A 22,931-nucleotide genomic window follows, 5' to 3' on the forward strand; every position below is an offset into this window, starting at 1 on the left:
CGAAGGACAAGTCGTCACGAACTGGATGAAAGCCCTCGAACAACTCGCCCTCGTCTATCCCGAGCGCATCGAGCCCTACCTCTAACCGTGAGACCCCGACTCCTTACACACACAACTTGACAAGCTCTGACCGTGACCTGGATGCGCGCCTGGACCGCGGCGGCCGCATCCCCGACCGCCGCACTCGGGACACCGGCGAGGAGCAGGTCGGTGAACACGTCCGCCCGCACCTCATCCCGGGTGCGGGTATCCGCAGGCAGGTGTTCGATGTCGTCGTCGGGGTCGCGGGTGAACGTCGCCCCGTCGGCGCTGAAGATCACCGCCTCGTCATCGAGACGATCATGCTCATCCAGGCGCGGGTCCCACGGGTCGAGATCATCCGCACGCAACGACCCATCCGCGTCGGGCTCCGTGGTGTCCAGGACGGGTTCGCGAGCGTCACGGTCCGCGATCACCTGCTGCGACATCCGCGTGATCCGGTCCTGAATCGCGACCGCGATCCACTCCGGCAACACCGCCGTCAAGATCGCCAGCCCATCGTCGAGGGACCGCACCGTCACCGACCGCTCCCGCGCCGCACGCTTATGACGACCCACGACGGTCTCCCCGACGAGCGAGGACGCGACCTCCCGCGCATGCACCCGCGTCCGCGACGCCGTATCCGTCTCTGCGACCGGAAGCACCGCGGCCTCAAACAGCCCCATCAACGCGGCATCCGCCCGCCCCGCCGAGATCGCTTCCGCGACCACTTCCGACACCCGTGCGATCTCCCGCACATGCGCGGCCGACAGCTTCCCGGCCTGCGCGGCAGCACGCACGGCGGGGAGCCAGTCCCGCACCCGACGGGCATCCGTGAACGCGTACTCCATCGACCCCTTGGACACGTGGCCTGCGGCGGAGAACTCCGCGACCATCGATCGGTAGATCGCATCCCGATGCCGCGGGAACTCGACCACGTCCCGATCATGCTGATCGACCTGTTCCATCAGCAGACCCGCCGCGACCGCCTCCAACGCCGCGATCCGCTCCCGCACCTCGACCCAGGACGCGAGAATCCGCTCACGCTCCCGGAACTCGAGATCCAGATCACACGGGGTATCCATGAACCGAGTATAGAACAAAACTACGAATAACGGAAGAGGATCGCGGTGAAATATATGACACGAAAGCACGAAGACGCCCCCAGAACAAGAGCTCTCTGAACGTCGTGGCGCGACGTTCAGCCCCGAGGAGAAGAGGTGCCGGCTCCGGCCTCGACAAAGGTGAGCCCTCGACGACCGAACGGGCAGCCCACCCCCGCGCAACGCGCAAGTGCCGAAAGGCGCAAGGACAGCTGCGCTCGGTTCCGCTGCCTCGACGCGCATCCACGCGGTCGAACCGGAGGTGCGAATGGGCCGACCTGTACGCCGGGTTCAGAGCGTATCTGATTGGCCAGTGTTGCCGATGACGGGATTCGCGCTCTGATCTGGGATCGAGTCAATGAGCGGTATTGGACGCTGTTGCCACAGACCGGGACTTCTGCGGACTATCTGCGGACTCGGCGCGGACTGATAGCACCGTATCTATGGCATCCCGAGTGCGGTCGTCGGAATCCGCCCACAGGTGCCCGTACGTGTCGAGCGTCTCCGATGCCGACTTGTGCCCGAGCCGCGCCTGCACGGTCTTCACGGACTCGCCGTAGCGGATGAGCAAGCTCGCGTAGTAGTGACGGAGTGCATGCGCGCCCGTGCCCGTCTCCGAGTCCAGACCGGCAACCGCGGCTGCAGGACGCCACATGCGCCCAAACCGCTGCCGGGTGATCGCTCGCCCCATCCAGGTGAACAGCAGCCCGTCAGCGGCGACGTCGTACCGCGCGAGGTGATCGTTCAGAGCGGTCACGACGACGCGCGGGAGCGGGATGACTCGGCGTGATGCTTCGGTCTTCGGTGCCGCGAATTCCGTCTCGCCGTGCTCGCGCGTGACGAGCTGCCTGTCGACGGTGACCACAGGGTTCTTCCCGAGCAGGCGCAGCCGGTCGCGGGTGAGTCCGAGCATCTCGCCCTGACGCATGCCGGTTCCGGCACCGAGAATCACGAGCGCCCGGAACATGTCGGGAACGGTGTCCTCGAGCATCGTGACTTGCTCGGTTGTCAGCGGCCGGATGCGGGACTTCTCGACGGTCGGGAGCTTGATCCGCTTGCACGGTGACTCGGCGAGCTTCCGGTCGTGCACAGCGGCGCGGAACACCGACGCGACGATCGTGTAGACCACGCCGACTGTCGCGGGCGCGAGCGGGGCTCTGTCCGCCGTCTCGTCGCCGATGCTGAGGCGCTTCACCCAGCCCTGAACGGTCGTCGTCGTGATGCTGCCGAGGCGCAGATCGCCGAGCACGGGGTAGGCGTGTCGTTCGAGGTGGCCGGCGTACAGAGTGGCCGTGGCCGGCTTGTGGACCTGGGCGGCGAGCCACGCTTCGGCGTATGCGCGGAAGGTGCTCTGCGCGGCCTTCGGGTCGACGTACTGGCCGGTGACGACGGATGCTGTGACCTCGTCGAGCCAGCGCTGCGCGTCTCGTTTCAGCTTGAAGTGGCGGGCATGCTCCTTGCCTGCGTTGTCGCGGTAGCGGGCTCGCCAGACACCGTCAGGCCTCTGTTTGATGCTCGCCATCGTCAGAAACCTCTCTCACCGAGAACAAGAAGCCTGGCATACCGTCGTCATCGAGGTCACTGGCCGAAACAGTGCTCGACGTTCGGGCAATCGCTCCACGGGCGACAACCTCGAGTACTTCGATGAGATCGGCCCGCCTCTCCCCCGTGGCTTCGACGACCCGATCTGGCGCATATCGAGTGAGAGTCGATACCGTCCAGCGCATCCACTGCTTCCAGTCAGCATCGCCTTCCTTCCCCCATAGCTCGTCTGCCGCGTCGGGATTGACGTCAAGCAGCGTGGCGAAGTGGTCAAGCTGACCAGCCAAACCCGTGAGCTTGTAGAGCACGTCGTCGGTGCTCTTCTGGATAGCGCCCCACGCCCTACCAAGCTCTTCGACCGGAGACCGCTCGGCGCCTGGCAACAGGTCTTGAAGAGGAACCTGCAACACGGTCGCAATCGCCTCCGCCTCCTGCAACTTCGGAGCTCGCTTCCCCTGTTCGAGGCGAGAGAGCGCAGCCGAGTCCAGCGATACACCCAGTTTCGAGAGCTCGGCGGACAGAGCCCGCTGGCTCACGTTCTGAGCCGTTCTCGACGACGCCACCTTCTGGCCGAACTCACGGTCATACTCCTGCTCTGCTGTCACAAACTCAGCATACCTACTTGACAACAGCACACAACCCCAAATAGCGTTGGCCATGTCGACAGCATGCTGTCGCTTTCACACTATTGAGAGGGTCGACATGACACAGGAACGAACCGCATTCGGAGATCTGATGACCGTCGAGGAGGTCGCTGATGCGCTACGCCGCACGGTCTCATCGGTGCGTTGGCTCATCCACGACAAGCAGATCAAGAGCGGGAAGATCTCCGGCCGCAGGATGATCCGCCGCAGCGACCTCGAGGCCTACATCGCAGCGGCATTCGAGGAGCAGGTGTGAGCGTCGAGCGGTACGTGCTGCCGTCCGGCCGCATCGCGACGCTGGACACCTCCCAGCCAGCGTCGGCTGTCGCTGAGGCGCGGCGCACGCTCGTCGAGGGCTTCGGCGCCGTCCTCGAACACGAAGAAGGCCCCGCAGCGGCGGCAACCGCTGACGAGGCCGAGAACGCATCTGACCCCATCCCAGGAGAAAGCACGAACATGGACATCATCTCAGACACCACCGACGCGCGCGAGGGCGAGCCGATCTTCCCGATCTACGGCCCCACGGATCCTCGATACGCCGAGCTCGCCGCCTTCTTCGCCACCAACCGCGACAAGTTCACTGCCGAGGACGGCACGTCGACCGCGGACGTCGACCACTTCGAGCCGAGCGAGAGAGCCGCGTGGCATGAGCACTACTGCCGGGGCAGGGAGTGGCGCGACATCTACCACTCGCCCAAGGTGTTCCCCGAGTTCCCCAATGTCACGCCGGCGCCGTGGGTGCAGTCGGTGGAGGAACGGGGCGCGTCGATCCCCGACGATGACGCCGAGCAAGGTGACGAGCCTGTGATCGCGTGGGTGCGGCCGATCGACGCGGAGTATCACCCGGTGATCGAGCAGGAGCTCACCTATCGGCCGGACACGGACGAGGTGGTGATGGGCGAGTTGACGCTCACGATGTGGGTGGACGGGAACACGCAGATTCGGTTCACGAGCGTGCAGGAGGCGGAGTCGTTCGCCCGTATCGCTGCGTGTGCTGCGCTCGAGTTCGCCGCGGTTTCTGTCGCGCTGCAGCAGCGGGAGGTGTGCTGATGCGCGCCACGGCGTTCACGCTCGCGCAGGAGCTGACCCGCACGGCGACGAACACCGAGTTCGGTGACCTTCGCGACGACATGGTGACCGAGATCATCCACCGCCGCGTGCACGAGGCCCCTGACACGTCCGCCGAGGTCGTCGAGGGAGCGCTGCGGATGCTGTGCGTCACCGTTGCCGTGCTCGCAGACGAGATCGCCGAGACGGGCAGGCTGCGCAACATCCTCGACGAGCTCATGAGCCGTCCGAACTTCGACGAGCTGCTCGACCTCGTCCACGCGTTGGAGACGGCGCCTGCCACTCCAGTGGTGGTCGTGGAGGCCGCAGGGATCACCGTGCGGCACAAGGCCCCTCTGACGCGAGCTGAGGCCCGTCATGTGGCGATGCGGCTGTTAGAGGCGGCGACGGCTACTGAGCGTGTTCTGCGGCGTCCTGCGGGCGTCGACGAGGCGCACCGCGACCGCGAAGGTGGGGTGTAAGTCGTGTGGCGCGCATGCCAGCCGATCGGATGCTCCGCAGCAAGGTGCTCGCGGATCTTCCCACCACGCCAGGGCAGAGTCTCGTGCTGCTCTGCCTTCGGAGCCACGCGGACGCAACCGGTGTCTCGTGGCCGAGTCAGGATCTCATCGCGAAGGAGACCGGTATGCAGCGATCCGGTGTCCGCAAGGCGCTCGATGCGCTCATGGAGAAGGGCATCATCCAGCAGCTCTCGGCGGGCAGCCAGGGCAGCGGGAACTCAGCGCACTATCTGGTCAAGTTCAAGGGCGAGTTATGGGCCACTGGGTAGCCCATACTTCGGGCCACTGGGTATGCGATACAGCGGATCCGCCTATGGGCCACTGGGTAGCCATGAAGTAGATACCTCTCACGTCACACGCTCTGCCGGACTCCAACGACTTCGTCTCGCGCGTCCCGCGCATCGACCAGAGCGAGCATTCCCCTCGAACAGATCGATCATGAATCCCTCATCGCTGATCGGGCGGCTTGCCGCTCGATGCCCCGCCGGCGAGGCGGCTCAAGGCGAGATGACGCTGGGAGCACGGCAGCACGCCCCATCTCACCTCTGCAGGTGCTCGCGATCTTGCCGCGTCCCCGCGGCGCTGGCCAATGATGGAGAGGTGGCAGGATGCATCCGTGATCGTGCCGGCCGCCGGTATCGGGATGGTCTGACGGGGTCGCGTCCAAAGGTGACTCACGAGGCGATCGCGTGAGTGCGTCGAGGGATGAGCGTCTCGCCGCGGCGCTCGCGATCAAGAAGCTCGACGGGTTCACGGAGCAGATCGTGACGGTCGTCGAGGACGTGGACGGCGTCCCGATCCATGTCGACGAGATCTACCAGCAGACAGTGGTCTTCCTCCCCGAGGCGTTCGGGGTGACGGAGGCCGACATCGAGGCCGCGGAGCTCATCGAGTCCGCAGCAGAACAGGAGTCAGAATGACCGATACGACTGGCGCTGAGGGCGCCGCAGAGGGTCAGGAGCCGATCGAGCCTGTCGAGGGTGAGGAACAGCAGCAGGAGCCGCCGGCAGAGCCGCAGGAGTCCGTCGAGCCGGAGAAGAAGGGCAATGCGGAGGCCGCGAAGTATCGGACGCAGCTGCGCGCCGCGGAGGCGACGATCGCGGACCATGAGTCGCACATCGCTGAGCTGCAGGAGCACGTCATCGTGGGCCTGATCGCCGACCGCGTGGGCGACCCGAAGGTGTTCGGGAAGCTCGTCGACCGGGAGGCGTGGGTCGGTGAGGATGGGCGTATCGATCTGACCAAGCTCGACGCCGCGGTGGCGCAACTGCTCGAGGATCATCCGTCGCTGAAGCCGCAGCGGGTGCAGCCTCGGACGAAGCCGCAGCCGGGGCGGGGTACGCCTGTCCAGGGTCGTCCTGCCGAGCGGCCGAGCAAGCTCGAGCGGGCATTCGGGGACTCGGGCCGCCGGTGGAGCGACGTCATTCCAACTCGGCGCGGCGGCGGCGATCCTGCCGTCGAGGCGAAGTCGAGCAAGGTACGATTGGAGGTGAGCAGGAACCCGGATCAGTGATCCACACCTGACTCCCGAAGCTCCTGAGGGGCACGCGAAGCGGCAGGGCCGCAACGTGACACCAGCCACACGGCACGTGTCCATCGCGTGCCCCTCATCCTTTTGGAGCTCGCATGTCCATCACCACCAACACCGACGACGTCTCCGGCCTTCTGCCCGACGACTACGGCTCGCTCATCGTCCAGCCGGTCACCGAGGCGTCGATCGCCTTCCAGGTCGCTGACGTCATCCCGACCTCGCTGCACCGCTACGTCATCCCGCTGGTCACCGAGGACGCCACCGCATCATGGACCGCCGAGGGGCAGGAGATCGCGGAGAGCGACCCCACCTTCGACAAGCTCGTCGTCGAACTCGCGAAGCTCGCCGGCCTGACCGAGACCACAACCGAGATGCTCGAGGACTCGGACCCCGAGGCAGGCGACGTGATCGGCGCGAGCATCGCCCGTGACATCGCGAAGAAGGTCGACCAGGCGTTCTTCGGCAACCTCGCCGCACCGGCACCCAAGGGCCTCGGATCGATCACCGCAGACGTGAACACCGTCACGGTCACCGGCGGGATCCTCACGAACCTCGACCCGTTCGCCAACGCTCTGTCGCTCAGCGAGCAGAACGGCGGCAGCATCCAGTCGTTCATCGCCAACCCCTCCGATGCGCTGCTCATCAGCACGCTGAAGAAGCAGGCTGACAGCATCGAGCCCGTCCTGAACATGAACGTCTCGCGTCCCGGCGCGCAGTCCGTGTTCGGCGTGCCCCTGCTCCGCAGCCCCGCGGTCCCGGTCGGCACGATCTGGGGCGTCGACCCGACCTACGCGAAGGTCATCCTCCGCAAGGACGTCGACATCGACACCAGCGAGCACGCCGCGTTCACCCGCGACGCCGTGCTGATCCGTGCCGTCATGCGCCTCGGCTTCGGCTTCCCGCACCCCAAGGCACTGAGCCGCATCCTCATCACGGCCTGAGCCGATGCCACACGCTCACGACTGGGAGCGCCTCCCGAACCCACCACGGGACCGGGTGAGGTGCGGAGACTGCGGCGTCTACGCGCGGGCAATCGCACCGTTCCGCACCCAGACCGGCGCGTGGCGCTTCGAGCTCGAACCAACACCGTCCGTCGACCCGGGGGTATGACCCAACCTCGGGTCGACGGGACACCTCCCGCCCGGCGTGGCCGCGTCTCTCTCCGACACAATTCGCGACCTGTTCGCATTCGTATTGGTTCGCATTTGCCCCGGAATCTCGCGGTTTTCGCGGGGTAACTGTGTCATTTCCCGTTTCCCATCTGTGTCAGGCCGTCTGACCCATTCCCCGAAGCACCAGGAGGTGCGTGCATGTCTCAGGTTGCCGTCGCAGAGGTCGCTGTCGTCCCCGTGTTCAAGGGGTTCCGCTCCCAGGTAACGAAGGAGACGAACGCCAGCGGCAAGGCTGGCGCACAGGGCTTCTCGCGGGCGTTCGCGACAACGGGCACGGACTCCGGGAAGCAGGTCGGCTCCGGGTTCAAGAAGGCGTTCGAGCAGTCCGCGAACGGGGCATCCGACAAGGTCACGAAGCAGCTTGAGGCGGACGTCGCGAAGGCATCGCGAGCACTGTCTCAGGCGCGTCTGAAGGAACAGGACGCGATCGGGAAGGTGCGTGTCGCTCAGGCGCAGCTGAACGAGGCGAACGAGAAGTACTCGGAGGACTCGTCCCAGGCGATCCGTGCTCAGGAGCGTCTCGCAACAGCTTCCCGGCAGCTGAAGGAAGCACACGACGGCACCGAGAAGGCCACAGACGGGCTCAAGAAGGCCCAGGGTGAGCTCGCGCGCGCTGCGGATGACGCGGGCGACGAGCTCGCGCAGGCGGGCGACAAGGGCATCAACGGGTTCCGGTCGAACGTCGTCGGCGGGGTCAAGGGGTTCGCGGGTCCGCTGATCGCGGCTTTCGCGGCGCTCGGCATCGGGAACATCGTCGCGGATGCGTTCGGGCAGGCGAAGGATTTCGTCCTCGACGCGATTGGTGCTGCGTCGGATCTTGAGCAGTCTGTCGGCGGTGTCGACGCTGTGTTCGGTGACCAGGCGGACGCGATCCATGAGTGGGCGTCGGAGGCGGCGCAGTCGGTTGGTCTGTCGAAGAACGCGTACAACGAGTTCGCGACGGTCATCGGTTCCCAGTTCAAGAACATGGGCATCCCGATGGATCAGGTCGCAGGTAAGACCGACGACCTGATCGGGCTCGCTTCGGACCTCGCGGCCACTTACGGCGGGACAACGTCCGAGGCTGTGGAGGCGCTGTCGTCGCTGCTCCGTGGTGAGCGCGATCCGATCGAACGGTACGGCGTCACGATCTCTGATGCGACGTTGGAAGCCCGCCTGTTGGCGAAGGGCCTCGGCGACCTCGAGGGGCCTGCGAAGGATGAGGCGAAGCGTCAGGAAACGCTCGCAGCGCTGTACGAGCAGACGGCGGATGCTCAGGGCGGCGCCATTCGTGAGCAGGACTCCTACGCGTCGATGGTGCAGCAGAACTCGGCGAAGTGGGAGAACATCTCCGCGACGATCGGTGACAGCTTCCTGCCGATCGCTGAGAAGGTCGCGGGCATCATCGGTGACGACCTGATGCCCGCGATCGCGCAGCTTGCCGAGGACAAGGGCCCCGAACTCGCGGAAGCGTTCGCCGACGTCCTCCCGAAACTCGCAGAGCTCGCCGAGGACGTCCTGCCGTTGCTGCCTGGCCTGCTGGAGTCTTTCGCGGATGCCCTCCCGGCGATCATCGAACTCATCGGGTGGCTTGCTCCGCTGATGGTCGACGTGACGAAGGCAGGTAACGACCAGATCGGCATGTACGAGGCGATCTTCGGCCTGCTCTCTGGGGACACCTCCTTCTCGGAGTTCGGGCAGAAGCTGCTCGACTTGGGCGGCCCGATCGGCGACGTTCACCGGTGGGGAGCAGATCTTCTACTCGGATTCCAGTCATGGTTTGGGGAGATCGCGTCCAGCGTGTCGAACAAGATCAACGAGACTGTCGGGTTCATCGCTGGCCTTCCAGGGCGTGCTCTGGCAGCAATCGGCGATCTGGGCAAGACGCTCTACTCGTCGGGGCAGGCTCTCATGGGCGGATTCCTGGACGGCGTGACGTCGATGTTCGCGAAGATCGGCGAGAAGGTGTCCGACGCGCTCGAGTGGGTGAAGGGGTTCTTCCCGAACTCGCCGGCTCTTCGTGGCCCTCTCGCGGGTTCGGGTTGGACGCGGCTTGAGAAGTCGGGTGAGGCGTACTGGGACCAGTGGCTCAGCGGCATGGGCAAGACAGGACCGGCCTTCCCGGCGGCGACCTACTCCGACCCCGAGACGGTGGCCGGAGTTGGTGGCACTGCTCGTGCGGCGTCGCCGGCGGTCTCTCGTTCCGTGGTCCAGTACATCTACCCGCAGCAGACGGACCCGCGGCTTCAGATGCGGCAGTGGGGTCGTGAGGCAGAGAGGGCGTTCTCGGCATCATGAGCTACGGCGACGACCTGAAGTACCAGGCGCTGCTGCTGATCCAGGCGGCGCATTCACATGACGCGTCTGTCGGCGCTGCAGCGTATGAGGCGGCGTGGGACAGCGGCGTCGATCCGATCCATATCGCGCAGTACTTCGCGTCGATACTCGCGCAGGGCACACCTCTGGCGCGTGTGGAGGAGGAGCTCGCGATCGCCGCCGCGGCCGTGGCTGCTGATTTCCCGGATCAGGGCGAGTTGAAGTACCCGTCGCCGCGGGGGAAGTTCCGCAAACCGCGTCGCTGATTCCAGTCGGAATCCGGTCGGAACGCTCAGGCCGCTGCGGGGGTCGCGTTTGAAACGCGACCCCCGATCTCTGCCGGTGTCATGCCGGCCCACATGCCGCCGGTCGGCTTCCCGGCGGCCGCGAACGCCTGGCAGAGGTCGAGCAGCGGGCATGACCGGCAGATGTCACGCATCATTGCGACCTCTTCCGGCTCGCCGTATCGGTCGCGGGTGAATACCTCGAGCCCATCGCATGCCGGCGGGTCTTCTTCCATCGCGGCCATGAGCACCGCGTGCTCGGAGTAGCCGTGGAATGGTGGGAGGTCGGCGAGCACCTGAGCGAACGTCTCTGAGCGCCCCGTAACGTCGTCCTGGCCGTCTGGTACCTGAGTGGGCTGTGAGGCGCCGATTTCCCGTCCCTGAGGCTGTTCAGTGGGGGTTCTGCGGGCACGGAACCTCTCAGGGACCGGAGGGGGTGTCTCGCCCCGCTCGACCGCACGCTTCCGCAGTTGGTAGAAGTGCACCGGGCTCGCCGTCATCTTCCGCCGCCACCACGCGAGCAGAACATCGAGCTCGACGACCCGCACCCGCTGCCCGTCCTGCTCCGTCCACTGCATCGGCATCCCCTGCCGGCGCCACAGCTGCACCGTGCGCTTCGACTTCTGCACCCGCCGTGCAGCCTCGGCGTACGTCAACCACTGAACCTCAGCACCCATCCCCATGACGGCATCGTCGCACGATCGGTTCGCCAACAGCGGTACGGCACGCGTGAGAGGACTCATGCGGACTCTGCGCGGACTTGATCCGACCTGGACTGGGATAAGTCCTGGTCAAAGCCGTAAATGCGAATGGGCCGACCTGTACGCCGGGTTCTGTTCCGGGGTTCTTCGCCCCTTCGACGGCCATCTCTCTCGGCGACACGTTGCCGTGGCACTCTAGCGATCTACCCGAGGACTCGGCGAGCCGCGTCGACATCCTCTGTCTGATCTTGCTCCGGACGAGGTTTACCTGGCGGGCCATGTCACCATGGCCCCCGGTGGTCTCTTACACCACCCTTTCACCCTTACCCCTTGCGGGGCGGTCTGCTCTCTGTGGCACTTTCTCGCGGATTGCTCCGGGTGGGCGTTACCCACCGTCCTGCCCTGTGGAGCCCGGACGTTCCTCGGTGCGGTCTCCCGCCACGCGACCGTCCAGTCGACCCATTCGCCCCACCAGTCTACCGGCGCTACTTCTCCCCCGAGCGCGAGACCCGCAGGTCCAGCGGCACGTCGATCGGGAAGGTGCCGAAGAGCCTACGGGTCGCGACGGCGGCCGCCTCACGCACGGCCTCCGCCGCGGCATCCGCCTGCTCCTCGGGTACGTGCAGGATGACCTCGTCATGCAGGAAGAAGGCGAGATGCGCGCGGCGGGCGAACGGACCGGATGCCGCAGCAGGGGTGGGAGCGGGCGGCAGGGCGTCCAGCCGATGGCGGATCTCGGCGAGCCAGATCAGCGACCACTCCGCCGCGGTACCCTGTACGACGAAGTTGCGGGTGAAACGCCCCCAATCGCGCGCCCGGCGGCGGGCGACGGCGACCTCGCTCTGGTCGACATCGGCGTCGGTCGCACGGGACTGCAGCTGCGACCACTCGACAGACGGGCGGGGCGAGGACCGTCCGAGCCAGGTGGACACGACACCGCCGTCCTCACCGCTGCGCGCGGCATCGTCCACCAGGCTCATCGCCCGCGGGTAGACCTTGCGCAACCGGGGCACGAGTCGTCCGCTGTCCCCCGTGGTCGCGCCGTACATCGCGCCGAGCACCGCGTACTTGGCCTCCTCGCGCGTGGCGACGGCACCCGACTCCACGACTCCGGCATAGAGGTCTCGTCCTTGTGCGGCGCGCGCCATGGCCTGATCCGCAGCCATGGCGGCGAGCATCCGCGGCTCCAACTGGGCGACGTCGGCGACGATGAGCATCCAGCCGGGATCCGCCCGCACGGCCGTGCGCAGACCGCGCGGCAGCTGCAGTGCGCCACCACCCGATGAGGCCCAGCGTCCGGTCACGACTCCGCCGGGAACGTACACAGGACGGAACCGCCCGTCGTGCACCCACTCCGCCAACCACGCCCATCCGTTCGCGCTGAGCAGGCGGGACATCTTCTTGTACGCGAGCAGCGGCTCCACGACCGGATGCTCATGCTGAGCGAGCTCCCACTTGCTCGTGGACTCGACGTGCACGCCGACACGGTGCAGCGCGCGGAGCATCTTGGGCTGGCTGTCGAGGTGGAGCGAGCGATCGCCGAGGATCTCGCGCACGCGATCGCCGAGTTCGACCATCCGGCTCGGCAGACCGCCGCCGATCGGGCGCGTCCCGAGCATCTCTGTGAGGATGCGGTCGTGCTCGACGTCATCCCAGGGCAGCCCGGCGGCACGCATCTCTTCGGCGATCAAGCCGCCGGCCGACTCCGCCGCGCAGAGCAGCAGCAGGCGACCGTCCGTGGACGAGGCGATCACGTCGGACTGCGCTCGATACTGTGCAAGAGCCTGATCGACAGGGTGCTCTTCGACGCTCTCGTCGAACGCATCGAAGAGTGCAGGAGCCTCGACGACCGGCTCCCGCCGCGCCCAGTCGGCGGAGGGTGCCAGCGGGCGGGGAACGATCGCCGTGTCACGCAGAATCGCATGGCAGAGCACGAGATCATGCGTGCGCCCGAGCCGGACCCCTGCCGAGAGCAGCCGAGGGTAGATCTCGCTCGCGGCGCGGATCACCCAGCGCGGGCTCTGCGCACGTTCGCGCCGGTCCACCCATTCGATGAGCTCGGACTCGGACAGATCGCGACGTTCGCCCGCGCTCCCCTCGCCGGTGATCTCGACGACGGCGAACCGTCCGGCGCCGACGGACAGCAGCAGTACGCGCTGCTCGTGCACCGCCGTCATCGCGCAGCGGGGCTGAACGCCCCGCCGGTCACCGCCCGGACTCGTCGGTCCGCGTGGACTCGTCGGTGCGGACGAGGATGCAGCCGCATTCAGGGCACGACACGACCTCGTCGTCAGCCGCCCGCCGAATGCTGTTGAGGTCAGTGCTCGGCAGGACGATGCGGCAGCCCTCGCAGGTACCGGCGGTCAGCAGCGCGGCCCCGGCGCTGTTGCCGGCGCGTCGCGCGTAGTCCGCCAGAAGCGGTGCGGGGAGTACCTCGGTGATGGCGGCCCGGTCACGCGCGAGCTGCGCACCGAGCTCGGTGGCCGCTGCGACGTCGGCCTTCGCCTGTGCCGTGAGCGCGGAGCCTTCGGCGGTGGTGGCGTCGAGCAGCGCCTGCTGTGCGGCGACCGCCGCGTCGGCTTCTTCGACGCGGCCCATCACGTCGAGCTCGGTGTCTTCGAGAGAGCTCTGGCGACGGGCGAGGCTGTCGAGCTCCGATTCGAGCGCCTGCGCCTCTTTCGCATTGGTCGCCGTGGCGAGGCGCTCCGTGTCTCGCGCGCGGCGCTGTTCGACGAGCTTCACATCGGCTTCGAGCCTGGTCAACTCGATGCGCGCATCGTCGCGCACGCCCGTCAGAGCGGTGAGTTCCCGCAGTTGATCCTGACGGATCGAGACGAGTTCGCTGATGCGCGCCGCCTGCACCGGCTTGGTCCGCGCGTGCTCCGCCTGGGAGATGCGCCGATCGATGTCGGCGACGTCGAGAAGGATGCGCTGGTGTTCGGGGCTCGCTTTCACACTGTCAAATGTATCCGGTGCCGACGACGCCCATCACAGCACCTCACCGTCGAGGTACAGCCACGCCCTGCCCTCCCGCACGAAGCGACTGCGCTCGCGCAGCGAACCGCGGGCGTCGCCCTCACGCCAGAACGCCTCGAACTCCACGACGCCCTCGCGGTCGAACGGTCCCCCCGCGACGCGATCGAGGATCAGCAGCCGTCGCCAGACGAGGTCGCGATCGAGATCCAGGTCGGACGGCATCGTCGACGGGTGCCAGGAGCGGCGCAGATGCTCCACGTCGTGCAGCGCGAACGCCGTGTACCGCGAACGCATCAGACGCTCCGCGGTGGGTGCCGGTACTCCGGCGAGGATCGGACCGCAGCATCCGCCGAGCAGGTCGCCGGAGCCGCACGGGCACCGCGCGGAGTCATCGATCATGAGGGCAGGATCACCGAGGTCATGAGAGCCAGCTTGGCCCACTCGGGGAGCCTCCGTCCACCGCGTGGCAGGTGGCGCCGGAGCACCTCGCCCGCCGCCGCGCGGCATATGGAGCAACAACCCGCACCACGGGAGCGTGCCCGGTCTACGCTGAGACGCATCCACCAGTGAAGGAGATCCGATGCCTGCATCCCCCGAGTTCACCGCCCATAACGGGTTCCGACTGCCCGCGATCGGTCTCGGCACGTACGGCCTGTGGGGAGACGCAGGGGCGGATGCCGTCGCCGCAGCTCTCGGTGCCGGGTACCGTCTCGTCGACTCCGCGTTCAACTACGAGAACGAGGGCTCCGTCGGCCGCGGCGTCGCGGCATCCGGTGTCGACCGCTCCGAGGTGATCGTGACGACCAAGCTGCCCGGCCGCCACCACCCGTCGTCGAAGGCGCCGACGAGCATCGAAGAGAGCCGTTCGCGTCTCGCGCTCGATGCGACCGATCTGCACCTCATCCATTGGCCCAACCCGATCCAGGACGAGTACGTCCAGGCGTGGGCGGCCCTGGTCGATGCGCAGCAGCGCGGCGTCGTGCGTCAGATCGGCGTCTCGAACTTCCTCCCGGAGCACCTCGAGCGCATCGAGCGTGAGACCGGGGTGCGTCCCGTCGTGAACCAGATCGAGGTGCATCCCTACTTCCCGCAGAGCGAGCAGCTGGCGTATCACCGCGAGCACGGGATCATCACCGAGGCGTGGAGCCCGCTCGGCAAGGGATCCGATGTGCTCTCGCAGCCGGTGATCGCCGAGATCGCGGCCGCCCACGGCATCTCCCCCGCCCAGGTCGTGCTCGCCTGGCATGTCGCGCGCGAGACCGTCGCCATCCCGAAGGCATCGTCTCTCGAGCATCAGCGCTCGAACCTCGAAGCGGGCACGGTCGTCCTCGACACCGCAGAGGTCGACGCGATCACCGCACTGGGCCGCCCGGACGGACGACTGTTCGACGCCGACCCCGCCACCCACGAGGAGAGCTGAGATGTCGACGACGCAGGCCGGCTGGTACGACGACGGCACGGGAACGCAGCGCTGGTGGGACGGCACGAGCTGGACCGAGACGGTGCAACCGCCGAGCGCCCCGGAACCGGGTCTCGACGGAGTGATCAACCGGATCCAGGCCGAGGCCGTCGCGGGAGCACAGCCTCGCCCCGCGCAGAACGGCATGAGCTACGTGGTTCTCCAGGTCGTCCTCAAGGAGAAGTTCTGGGGATCCGGTTCGGGCAATCTCACCGAACTCGAGCACGCGATCAACGCCCAGGCCGCGCTCGGCTACCGCCTGCACACGATCACGACGTCATCCGGAGGAAGCGCCGGCTTCGGCGGTGGCGATCGCATCCAGGCGACGCTCGTGTTCGAGAAGCTCTGACACTCGGCCTCACGGCACGGCGTGAGAACGGTCAGCCGGCGCCGACGGGCTGAGTCCCCAGCACACGCAGAAGATCGAGTTTGCTCGCCGCCTCGCTCCCCCGCGGGGCGGTGAGCACGATCAGTGCCTGCGCCTCGTCCTCGGTGAGCAGCGCCTGACAGTCGACCTCGATCTCGCCGAGATCGCTCGTGGTCGCGCACGGGATAGACGCGTCGTGCCGTGTCGGGATGCGCGAACCAGCGGTAGGCGCCGCTGCGTTCCATCCCCACCAGGGCGCTGGCATCGCCGAACAGTGCGCGGGCCGCATCGTTCTGGACCAGCACCTCGTCGAGGACGGACACGACGAATGCGGGCGTGTCCGTGAGGCGATCGAGGATCCGGAGCATCCCCGGAGCGACGTAGTCGGAGAACACCGCACGATCGGGCGCGCTGTGACCGCTGACCCGATACAGGTAGTCCCGCTCATCGGAGGTCAGCCTCAGCGCGCGGGCGAGCGACGACAGCATCTGCACGCTCGGCTGCGGACCCCTCCGTTGCTCGAGACGTGCGTAGTAGTCGGTCGACATGGCCGCGAGCATGGCCACCTCTTCTCGGCGCAGGCCTGGTGCGCGCCGACGGGATCCGGTGCTGAGGCCGACGTCGGCCGGTTGCAGCTCCTCGCGGCGGTGCACGAGGAAATCGGCGAGAGCATCACGGTCCATACCGGCAGTATCCCCCGGCGCCTCCGTGCTCATCCAGGGATCGCCGATCCCCGGATGAGCGCTCTCTGCCCGGACTCGCCCGCGCCGCCGATCGTGGAGTCATGAACATCAGCGGAAACATCATCTTCATCCCCGGGGCCACGAGCGGCATCGGCCTCGCACTGGCGAGGGCCTTGCAGGACCGGGGCAACACCGTCATCGTCGGAGGCCGCCGCACCGAGCTGCTCGCCGAGATCGCCGCCGAAGGATTCGGCACCGTCCGCATCGACACCACGGATGCGGACAGCATCCGCACCGCGGCCGACGAAGTCCTGGCGTCTTACCCCGGGATCAACGTGCTCATCACCATGGCCGGGGTGATGCGCGTCGAGGACTGGACCTCGTCGTCGTTCCTGCAGACCGCGGAAGAGACGGTCACCACGAACCTGCTGGGGCCGATCCGGTTGATCGCGGCGTTCATCGAGCACCTGCGGTCGCTGCCGGATGCGACGATCATGACAGTGTCCTCGGGTCTCGCCTTCGCGCCGCTCAAGGTCACGCCGACGTACAACGCCACCAAGGCCGCGATCCACATGCTCAGCGAGTCGATCCGGTTGCAGTATGCGGGCAGTGGCATCCGCGTGCTCGAACTGGAGCCCCCGGCCGTGCAGACCGCCCTGATGCCCGGCCACGAGGACAACGCGTCGGCCATGCCCCTCGAGGCATACATCACCGAGGTCATGGATCTGCTCGAGAACCGGCCGGATGCCGACGAGATCCAGGTCGAACGGGTCAAGTTCCTGCGCTACGGAGAGGCGCGTGGCGACTACGCGCAGGTCGTGTCGGTGCTCAACCGCACGGATCCGCACGGCAGGTGATCGGGTCAGAGCGCTGCGGCGACGGCGTCTTCGACGGTGGCGTGGGCGAATCGGAACCCTGAGCTCTCGAGGACCCCGGGTCGAGCATCCGCGTCGTTGAGCAGCAACGAGTCCGCCGCCGCGGCGCTCAGGCCGAGGCGCAGCGCCCATGCGGGCACCGGCAGCCAGAACGGCCGATGCATCCGTCGGGCGAGGGCCTTGCCGATGTCGTTCGCCGATGCCCGCGTCGGCCCGGTGAGGTTGACCGGCCCGGCGATACGGGTGTCGATCACGTGCCGGATCGCCGCCACCTCGTCGGCCAGCGAGATCCACGGCCAGATCTGCGTGCCTCGGCCGAGCGGCCCTGCGACACCGAAGCGGGTGAGCAGGATCAGCGGCTTGAGCACCCCTTGGCGGTGGATCACGGGTGCGGTGCGCAGCAGGGCGACGCGGGCGCTCTCGCCCGCTCCCTTTGCCGCATCCTCCCAGTCGACGCAGAGTCGGGCGAGGAAGGTGTCGCCGGCGGGTGACGCCTCGTCGAGCACAGCGCCGGGAACGGCGCCGTAGTACCCGACCGCGGATGCCGAGACGAAGTGAGGAGCGTCGGATCCGAGCTCGCGCAGCGCCGTGGACAGAGTTCGCGTCGCGGACATGCGCGACGCGACCAGTTCACGGCGATAACCGGCGGTCCACGGCAGACGTCCGACACTCGCCCCGCCAAGGGCGACAAGCGCATCGGCGCCGTCGAGAACGGCGGGATCGAGCCGGGCCGCTCCCGGCGCCCACTGCACCTCGTCGACGCCGCGAGGCGCGCGCCGCACCAGCGAGGTCACTGCGATGCCGTCCGCCCGCAAGGACTCGGCGAGGGCGGAGCCGATCAGACCGGATGCTCCGCTGATCACGACCCGACCGGTCATGCCGTCGCCTCCGCACCGGTCGAGGGGGCACCGGGCACGTCGAGTTCGTCGAGGGCTGCCGCGAGTGCGTCCGCCGACCGGCGCAACGATCGGAGCTCATCCTCCGAGAACGGAGTGTTCCTCACCGGGATCGCGCCCGCGGCGCTCACGACCGAGGGCACCGAGAGGGCGACCCCGTCGATGCCGTGGAAGTCGGAGAGCACAGTGCTGACGGGCAGCACCGCGTGCTCGTCACGGAGGACGGCTTCGACGATGCGCGCGCTGGACAGACCGATCGCATAGTTGGTCGCGCCCTTGCCGCGAATCACCGCGTATGCCGCATCCCTCACGTCGACGGCGATCTCATCGAGTTCCTCCCGAGTGAGAGCCGGAACGTCTGGCGCCTGCCAGTCGAGCACGGGGACCGAGCCGATGGTCGCCTGGGACCACAGCGGGAACTCCGTGTCGCCGTGCTCACCGACGATCCATGCGTGCACGCTCGCGGTGGAGACCCCTGCACGCTCGCCGAGCTTCCATCGCAGCCGTGACGTGTCCAGCACGGTCCCCGATGCGAAGATCCGCTCGGGTGGCAAGCCGGTCGCCCGCTGGGCGACGACGGTGAGCACGTCGCACGGGTTCGTGACGATCACGTAGACGGCATCCGGTGCGACCTCGAGCAGACGCGGCATCATGCCGCGGATGATCTCCGCGTTCACCTCGGCGAGCTCCATCCGGGTCTGCCCCGGCTTCTGCTTCGCCCCTGCCGTGATCACGACGACGTGCGAGCCGGCGACGGCCGAGAGGTCGCTGCCGCCGGTGATGTCGCTCGACCCGGTGAACTGGGTTCCGTGAGCGAGGTCGAGCACTTCGGCCTCGACCTTCTGGGTCGCGATGTCGTAGAGGACGACGTGGCGGGCCGAGCCGCGGATCAGTGCGGCGTACGCCACGCTCGATCCGACGCTCCCGGCGCCGACGACGGTGAGCTTCGAGTTCTCGATGATCGCCATGTCGTCAGTCTGGCAGTCCGAGGCGGGGATTCCGAGGAAGCGCCGCGGCGCGCGCGACGGCGGTACGGGGCCGGAGGTGATCCGGCACCCGTACCGGAATCACAGGGTGGCGAGGATCTCCTCCATCTCGGCGATCTCCTCGGTCTGCGCGTCGATGACGGTCTCGGCCAGGGCGACGGCGTCGGGGTTGCGCCCGTTGTCGACCTCGTCCTGCGCCATCTCGACGGCTCCCTCGTGGTGCTGGATCATCTGCACGAGGAACAGGGGTCCCGCCTCCGCACCGGTGGCGTCGTCGAGAGCCTGCATGTCGGACTCCGACATCATGCCGTCGCCGTGGTCCATGCCGCCCATGGCGGAAGCGTCGACGCCCCAGTCTTCTAGCCACTCGTCCATCAGCTGGATCTCGGGCCGTTGCGCGGCTTTGATCCGCTGAGCCAGGGCGACGACGCGCTCATCGACGCCCTCTTTGCCGAGGAGCATGTCGGACATCTCGATCGCTTGCTCGTGGTGCTGCTTCATCATGCCGGCGAACATGATGTCGTCGTCGTTCGCCTCGGCGGATGCGGGGGCGGAAGTGCTGCTGCCGCCGTGGTCCATGCCGCCCATGTGGTCGGTGGATGTGGTGCTCGCGCAACCGACGAGGGCCAGCAGGGCGGCGAGGCTGAGTGCGGCGGAAGCCACCGAACGGGTCTTCATGATGTTTCTCTCCAGGAGTCGGTGATCAGGCACCCCGCGGGTGCGGGGCACGGAGACATGGCCCGCTGAGCGCGGGCATGCCCCTGGTCACGTGCGAATGATGCAGAGAGCGGTGAGAGAGGGCGGCGCAAGCGGGCGTTGAGCGCTCGGATGCCGTGTCGGGGCGGTCGACCGGCCGAGAGCGGAACCGAACGGACGGCGCCATGCAGTGGACCGAACGACCAGGACGGCGACGACGAGCAGCGCGAGCACGCACGCGATCCCGCCCATGCCGTCGTCATCGGCGCAGTTCGCACACTCCGCTGGCACCGCACCGGGAGAATCGCCCACCGACAGCTCAGCGGGGTGACCGCCTGTGTGGGCGGTGCCGTTCTCCGCGGCGACGGTGCGAGCGTGGCCAGACGCCGTGACGTGAGTGCTCACCGAGTGCATCGCGAGGAGCCCGAGGATCACGGCGACGGCCACCACGACGACGATGAGAAGGGTGCGGTCGAGCGCGCGGTGCGTCGTCATGCGTCGCGCAATCGTGATCAGCATCCTTCCGCCTCCTTCTCGTCGGCCTACTTCTCGATGACCGCGTCAGGGGAGAGACGCAGCCGACGCAGCAACTGCGCGTTCAGCGCGACCACGATCGTGGAGAGAGACATCAGCACCGCGCCGACGGACATCGGCAGCACGAACCCGATCGGTGCGAGGACTCCCGCAGCGAGGGGCACGGACAGGAGGTTGTACCCGGCCGCCCACCACAGGTTCTGCGTCATCTTGCGGTAGCTGGCACGGGACAGCTCGATCACGGACAGCACCGAGCGGGGATCATCGCTGGCGAGGATGACGCCGGCGGATGCGATCGCGACGTCCGTTCCTGCACCGATGGCGATTCCCACGTCGGCCTGCGCGAGCGCGGGGGCGTCGTTCACCCCGTCACCGACCATGGCGACCTTCCTCCCCTCGCCCTGAAGCTGCTTCACGGTCGCTGCCTTGTCCTCGGGGCGCACCCCGGCGAAGAACCGCTCGATGCCGAGATCGGCCGCCACGGATGCCGCGACGGCCTCCGCATCCCCCGTGATCATGACGACCTGCACGTCGCGGTCGTGCAGGGCCCGGACGGCGTCGCGCGACTCGAGGCGGACCTCGTCCGCCAGTCGGAGCGCGCCGGCGACCGCGCCGTCGACGAGGACGTGGAGGATGATCGCTCCCTCGGTGCGCCACTGATCCGCGATACCCAGTTCCGCCGCATGCTCCTGTGCGAGCATGTGCGGTCCGCCGACCCGCACGATGCGGCCGTCGACCCGCGCCGTGACGCCCACGGCGGGCGAGGAAGCGAAGTCCTGGGCCGAGGGGACAGCCAGGTCGCGCTCCTTCGCTGCGTTCACGATCGCCCTGGCGAGGGGATGCTCGGAGTCGGACTCGGCGGCCGCGGCCAGCGCGAGCAGCTCGGCCTCGCCGAAGGCTCCTGCCGGTTCGATGCCGGTGACGGCAGGGGTGCCCTTCGTGAGCGTTCCGGTCTTGTCGAACAGCACCGTGTCGACGGTGCGCATGCTCTCCAACGCGAGACGATCCTTCACCAGGACCCCGCCCCGCGCTGCGCGCTCGGTCGCGATCGACACCACGAGCGGGATCGCGAGCCCCAGCGCGTGCGGGCAGGCGATGACCAGTACCGTGATCGTGCGGATCACGGCCTGGTCGGGCAGCCCGACGAGAGTCCAGACGATCGCCGTGATCAGCCCGGCTCCGAGGGCGAACCAGAACAGCCAGCCTGCCGCACGATCCGCGAGTCGCTGGGCCCGCGACGAGGAACTCTGCGCCTCGGCCACCAGCTTCCGGATGCCCGCCAATGCGGTGTCTTCTCCGACGGCGGTGATCTCCACCCGCAGTCCGGAGTCCGTGGCGACCGTGCCGGCGATCACCTGATCCCCGCCCGAGCGGCGCACGGGGCGGGACTCGCCGGTGATCATCGACTCGTCCATGCTGGCCGCACCCTGCACGACCCGTCCATCCGCCGGAACGCGGCCGCCTGGGCGGACCACGACGACGTCGCCGACCCGCAGGTCGGACGGGGCGACAGCGACGGTGTTCTCGCCCTCGACCCTCTCCGCCTCATCCGGCAGCAGCGCCGCGAGGGAATCGAGCGCGGAGGTTGTCTGGGCGAGGGAGCGCATCTCGATCCAGTGGCCCAGGAGCATGATCACGATCAGGAGCGCGAGCTCCCACCAGAAGTCGAGTTCATGATGCAGGAGCCCGATGCTCGCGCCCCACGAGGCGAGGAACGCCACCGTGATGGCCAGGGCGATCAAGAGCATCATGCCCGGTCTGCGGGACCTCAGTTCACTCACCGCCCCCGTCAGGAACGGAGCGCCGCCCCAGACGTACATCACGGTTCCGAAAACCGGTGAAACCCACGTGACCCACGCCGCATCGGGAAGCGAGTAGCCCAGCAGCATCGCGAACATCGACGAGAAGGCGACCACGGGAACCGCCAGCGCGAGCATGATCCAGAACAGCCGTCGGAACTGTCCGACGTGATCGCCGTGTCCGCCATGCTCAGCGTGACCGCCGTGTCCAGCGTGATCCTCATGATCGCCGTGCTGCAGGTGACCTTCGTGGCCGAAGTCGTGCTCACGATCGGCATCCGACTTCCCCCTGTGCGAGCCGGCCCCGTGGGGACCGTGGCCCTGTGAAGTGCTGTGCTCCTGCTGGCTCATCATGAGCCTCCTTCGCTTCCGATGCGTTCAGAGGTGGGCAAGGCACGTCGCCGTTCGTCGACGTCCAGGATACCCCCTGGGGGTATAAAAGCCAAGGGGTGCACGAAGAATTCCCGACGGTCGTCCCGTCCCTGAATGATGAAGAACGCATGCGTGTGAGACATCGACACGCATGCATGTGAGACATGGACGCGCACCGGACAGCGGCGACCGGAGCGCCGGAAGAAGCCTGCGCAGGGAGAAGTCGCGCTCTCGATCGCTCGGAGATGAGGTGGGCCCTGCCGGGATCGAACCGACGACATCCACGGTGTAAACGTGGCGCTCTACCAGCTGAGCTAAAGGCCCTGGTGCGGTCCAGTCTATCCGGATACCGATGAGCACCACGTCCTGCGGAACAGGGCTAGGCTGTGGACAGCACGCGTTGTGCACAGCCGACAAAGGCTGCCCGCGT

At 67.5% G+C, this 22,931-nt stretch carries 24 protein-coding genes, 1 tRNA gene, 1 other RNA gene and 2 pseudogenes; 13 read left to right on the top strand and 15 right to left on the bottom strand.

The genetic code is table 11. From position 1 onward, the window contains the following. Positions 1–131 precede the first annotated feature (131 nt). The 3 genes and pseudogenes from ACI3KS_RS01810 to ACI3KS_RS01820 all read right to left on the bottom strand — a co-directional run. Positions 132–1,364: pseudogene (locus ACI3KS_RS01810) on the bottom strand (DUF222 domain-containing protein); the annotation flags it as partial. Between the two features lie 112 nt (positions 1,365–1,476). Beyond that, positions 1,477–2,643, bottom strand: a complete 1,167-nt coding sequence (locus ACI3KS_RS01815) for a tyrosine-type recombinase/integrase (RefSeq protein WP_404914604.1) — start codon at positions 2,641–2,643, stop codon at positions 1,477–1,479. Beyond that, entirely contained in the window at positions 2,618–3,268 is a 651-nt protein-coding gene (locus ACI3KS_RS01820) for a helix-turn-helix domain-containing protein (protein WP_404914606.1), read from the bottom strand. The genes ACI3KS_RS01815 and ACI3KS_RS01820 overlap by 26 nt, the downstream gene beginning before the upstream one ends. A 97-nt stretch (positions 3,269–3,365) precedes the next feature. On the opposite strand from ACI3KS_RS01820, the gene ACI3KS_RS01825 reads away from it, so the two are divergent. The 9 genes from ACI3KS_RS01825 to ACI3KS_RS01865 all read left to right on the top strand — a co-directional run bounded on the left by ACI3KS_RS01825 (position 3,366) and on the right by ACI3KS_RS01865 (position 10,139). After that, positions 3,366–3,563 (top strand): helix-turn-helix domain-containing protein, encoded by a 198-nt coding sequence (locus ACI3KS_RS01825; protein WP_404914608.1) that lies wholly within the window; start codon positions 3,366–3,368, stop codon positions 3,561–3,563. Further along, entirely contained in the window at positions 3,560–4,357 is a 798-nt protein-coding gene (locus ACI3KS_RS01830; protein WP_404914610.1) for a hypothetical protein, read from the top strand. Before ACI3KS_RS01825 ends, ACI3KS_RS01830 begins: the two co-directional genes overlap by 4 nt. Then, positions 4,357–4,836: a hypothetical protein gene (locus ACI3KS_RS01835; RefSeq protein ID WP_404914612.1), complete on the top strand. Its 480-nt coding sequence runs from the start codon at positions 4,357–4,359 to the stop codon at positions 4,834–4,836. Before ACI3KS_RS01830 ends, ACI3KS_RS01835 begins: the two co-directional genes overlap by 1 nt. 14 nt (positions 4,837–4,850) lie before the next feature. Beyond that, positions 4,851–5,144, top strand: a complete 294-nt coding sequence (locus tag ACI3KS_RS01840) for a helix-turn-helix domain-containing protein (RefSeq protein WP_404914613.1) — start codon at positions 4,851–4,853, stop codon at positions 5,142–5,144. 420 nt (positions 5,145–5,564) lie between these two features. Beyond that, a complete protein-coding gene (locus tag ACI3KS_RS01845) occupies positions 5,565–5,795 on the top strand; it encodes a hypothetical protein (RefSeq protein WP_404914615.1) in 231 nt (76 codons plus the stop codon). Beyond that, entirely contained in the window at positions 5,792–6,388 is a 597-nt protein-coding gene (locus tag ACI3KS_RS01850) for a hypothetical protein (RefSeq protein ID WP_404914617.1), read from the top strand. The genes ACI3KS_RS01845 and ACI3KS_RS01850 overlap by 4 nt, the downstream gene beginning before the upstream one ends. Before the next feature lie 113 nt (positions 6,389–6,501). Further along, positions 6,502–7,347: a phage major capsid protein gene (locus tag ACI3KS_RS01855; RefSeq protein WP_404914619.1), complete on the top strand. Its 846-nt coding sequence runs from the start codon at positions 6,502–6,504 to the stop codon at positions 7,345–7,347. 369 nt (positions 7,348–7,716) lie between these two features. Continuing rightward, positions 7,717–9,855 (top strand): hypothetical protein, encoded by a 2,139-nt coding sequence (locus ACI3KS_RS01860; protein ID WP_404914621.1) that lies wholly within the window; start codon positions 7,717–7,719, stop codon positions 9,853–9,855. Then, on the top strand, positions 9,852–10,139 hold the full coding sequence (locus ACI3KS_RS01865; RefSeq protein ID WP_404914623.1) for a hypothetical protein: 288 nt from the start codon (positions 9,852–9,854) through the stop codon (positions 10,137–10,139). The genes ACI3KS_RS01860 and ACI3KS_RS01865 overlap by 4 nt, the downstream gene beginning before the upstream one ends. A gap of 26 nt (positions 10,140–10,165) precedes the next feature. Here the strand turns inward: ACI3KS_RS01865 and ACI3KS_RS01870 are convergent, their stop codons facing one another. From ACI3KS_RS01870 to ACI3KS_RS01890, 5 genes are all read right to left on the bottom strand, one after another. Beyond that, the gene (locus tag ACI3KS_RS01870; protein ID WP_404914625.1) at positions 10,166–10,900 is read right to left on the bottom strand and encodes a WhiB family transcriptional regulator; all 735 of its coding nucleotides are present in this window, start codon (positions 10,898–10,900) and stop codon (positions 10,166–10,168) included. A 63-nt stretch (positions 10,901–10,963) separates the two neighbouring features. After that, an RNA gene (gene rnpB, locus ACI3KS_RS01875) (RNase P RNA component class A) lies at positions 10,964–11,320 on the bottom strand. 23 nt (positions 11,321–11,343) lie between these two features. After that, entirely contained in the window at positions 11,344–13,035 is a 1,692-nt protein-coding gene (locus tag ACI3KS_RS01880) for a bifunctional 3'-5' exonuclease/DNA polymerase (protein ID WP_404914627.1), read from the bottom strand. 28 nt (positions 13,036–13,063) lie between these two features. Next, positions 13,064–13,813: a zinc ribbon domain-containing protein gene (locus tag ACI3KS_RS01885; protein WP_404914629.1), complete on the bottom strand. Its 750-nt coding sequence runs from the start codon at positions 13,811–13,813 to the stop codon at positions 13,064–13,066. Positions 13,814–13,846: 33 nt separating this feature from the next. Continuing rightward, positions 13,847–14,233: a YchJ family protein gene (locus tag ACI3KS_RS01890; RefSeq protein ID WP_404914631.1), complete on the bottom strand. Its 387-nt coding sequence runs from the start codon at positions 14,231–14,233 to the stop codon at positions 13,847–13,849. Between the two features lie 181 nt (positions 14,234–14,414). On the opposite strand from ACI3KS_RS01890, the gene ACI3KS_RS01895 reads away from it, so the two are divergent. Both ACI3KS_RS01895 and ACI3KS_RS01900 read left to right on the top strand, forming a co-directional pair. Then, positions 14,415–15,254 (top strand): aldo/keto reductase, encoded by an 840-nt coding sequence (locus ACI3KS_RS01895; protein WP_404914633.1) that lies wholly within the window; start codon positions 14,415–14,417, stop codon positions 15,252–15,254. A gap of 1 nt (position 15,255) precedes the next feature. Further along, the gene (locus ACI3KS_RS01900) at positions 15,256–15,642 is read left to right on the top strand and encodes a DUF2510 domain-containing protein (protein WP_404914635.1); all 387 of its coding nucleotides are present in this window, start codon (positions 15,256–15,258) and stop codon (positions 15,640–15,642) included. Between the two features lie 31 nt (positions 15,643–15,673). Here the strand turns inward: ACI3KS_RS01900 and ACI3KS_RS01905 are convergent. Then, positions 15,674–16,343 (bottom strand): annotated as a pseudogene (locus tag ACI3KS_RS01905) (helix-turn-helix domain-containing protein). A 101-nt stretch (positions 16,344–16,444) separates the two neighbouring features. Between ACI3KS_RS01905 and ACI3KS_RS01910 the strand changes: the two are divergent. Continuing rightward, positions 16,445–17,200 carry an SDR family oxidoreductase gene (locus ACI3KS_RS01910; RefSeq protein ID WP_404914637.1) on the top strand — a complete coding sequence of 252 codons (756 nt, stop codon included), beginning with the start codon at positions 16,445–16,447 and terminating at the stop codon, positions 17,198–17,200. Positions 17,201–17,205: 5 nt separating this feature from the next. Here ACI3KS_RS01910 and ACI3KS_RS01915 read toward each other — a convergent pair whose 3' ends face one another. The 5 genes from ACI3KS_RS01915 to ACI3KS_RS01935 form a co-directional block, all read right to left on the bottom strand. Next, positions 17,206–18,096: a TIGR01777 family oxidoreductase gene (locus ACI3KS_RS01915; RefSeq protein WP_404914639.1), complete on the bottom strand. Its 891-nt coding sequence runs from the start codon at positions 18,094–18,096 to the stop codon at positions 17,206–17,208. Further along, positions 18,093–19,082, bottom strand: a complete 990-nt coding sequence (locus ACI3KS_RS01920) for an L-lactate dehydrogenase (protein ID WP_404914641.1) — start codon at positions 19,080–19,082, stop codon at positions 18,093–18,095. The genes ACI3KS_RS01915 and ACI3KS_RS01920 overlap by 4 nt, the downstream gene beginning before the upstream one ends. 99 nt (positions 19,083–19,181) lie before the next feature. Continuing rightward, positions 19,182–19,778, bottom strand: coding sequence for a DUF305 domain-containing protein (locus tag ACI3KS_RS01925; RefSeq protein ID WP_404914643.1), 597 nt, complete (start codon positions 19,776–19,778; stop codon positions 19,182–19,184). An 87-nt stretch (positions 19,779–19,865) separates the two neighbouring features. Further along, a complete protein-coding gene (locus ACI3KS_RS01930) occupies positions 19,866–20,315 on the bottom strand; it encodes a DUF6153 family protein (protein WP_404914645.1) in 450 nt (149 codons plus the stop codon). A 23-nt stretch (positions 20,316–20,338) separates the two neighbouring features. Then, positions 20,339–22,267, bottom strand: a complete 1,929-nt coding sequence (locus ACI3KS_RS01935; protein WP_404914647.1) for a heavy metal translocating P-type ATPase — start codon at positions 22,265–22,267, stop codon at positions 20,339–20,341. Between the two features lie 39 nt (positions 22,268–22,306). Between ACI3KS_RS01935 and ACI3KS_RS01940 the strand changes: the two genes are divergently transcribed. Beyond that, entirely contained in the window at positions 22,307–22,456 is a 150-nt protein-coding gene (locus tag ACI3KS_RS01940) for a hypothetical protein (RefSeq protein ID WP_404914649.1), read from the top strand. A 296-nt stretch (positions 22,457–22,752) separates the two neighbouring features. On the opposite strand, the gene ACI3KS_RS01945 is transcribed toward ACI3KS_RS01940, so the two are convergent. Further along, positions 22,753–22,825: transfer RNA gene (locus ACI3KS_RS01945), tRNA-Val, on the bottom strand. Positions 22,826–22,931 lie beyond the last annotated feature (106 nt).

The organism is Microbacterium sp. ZW T5_45 (assembly GCF_044987415.1).
Taxonomy (GTDB): Bacteria; Actinomycetota; Actinomycetes; order Actinomycetales; family Microbacteriaceae; genus Microbacterium.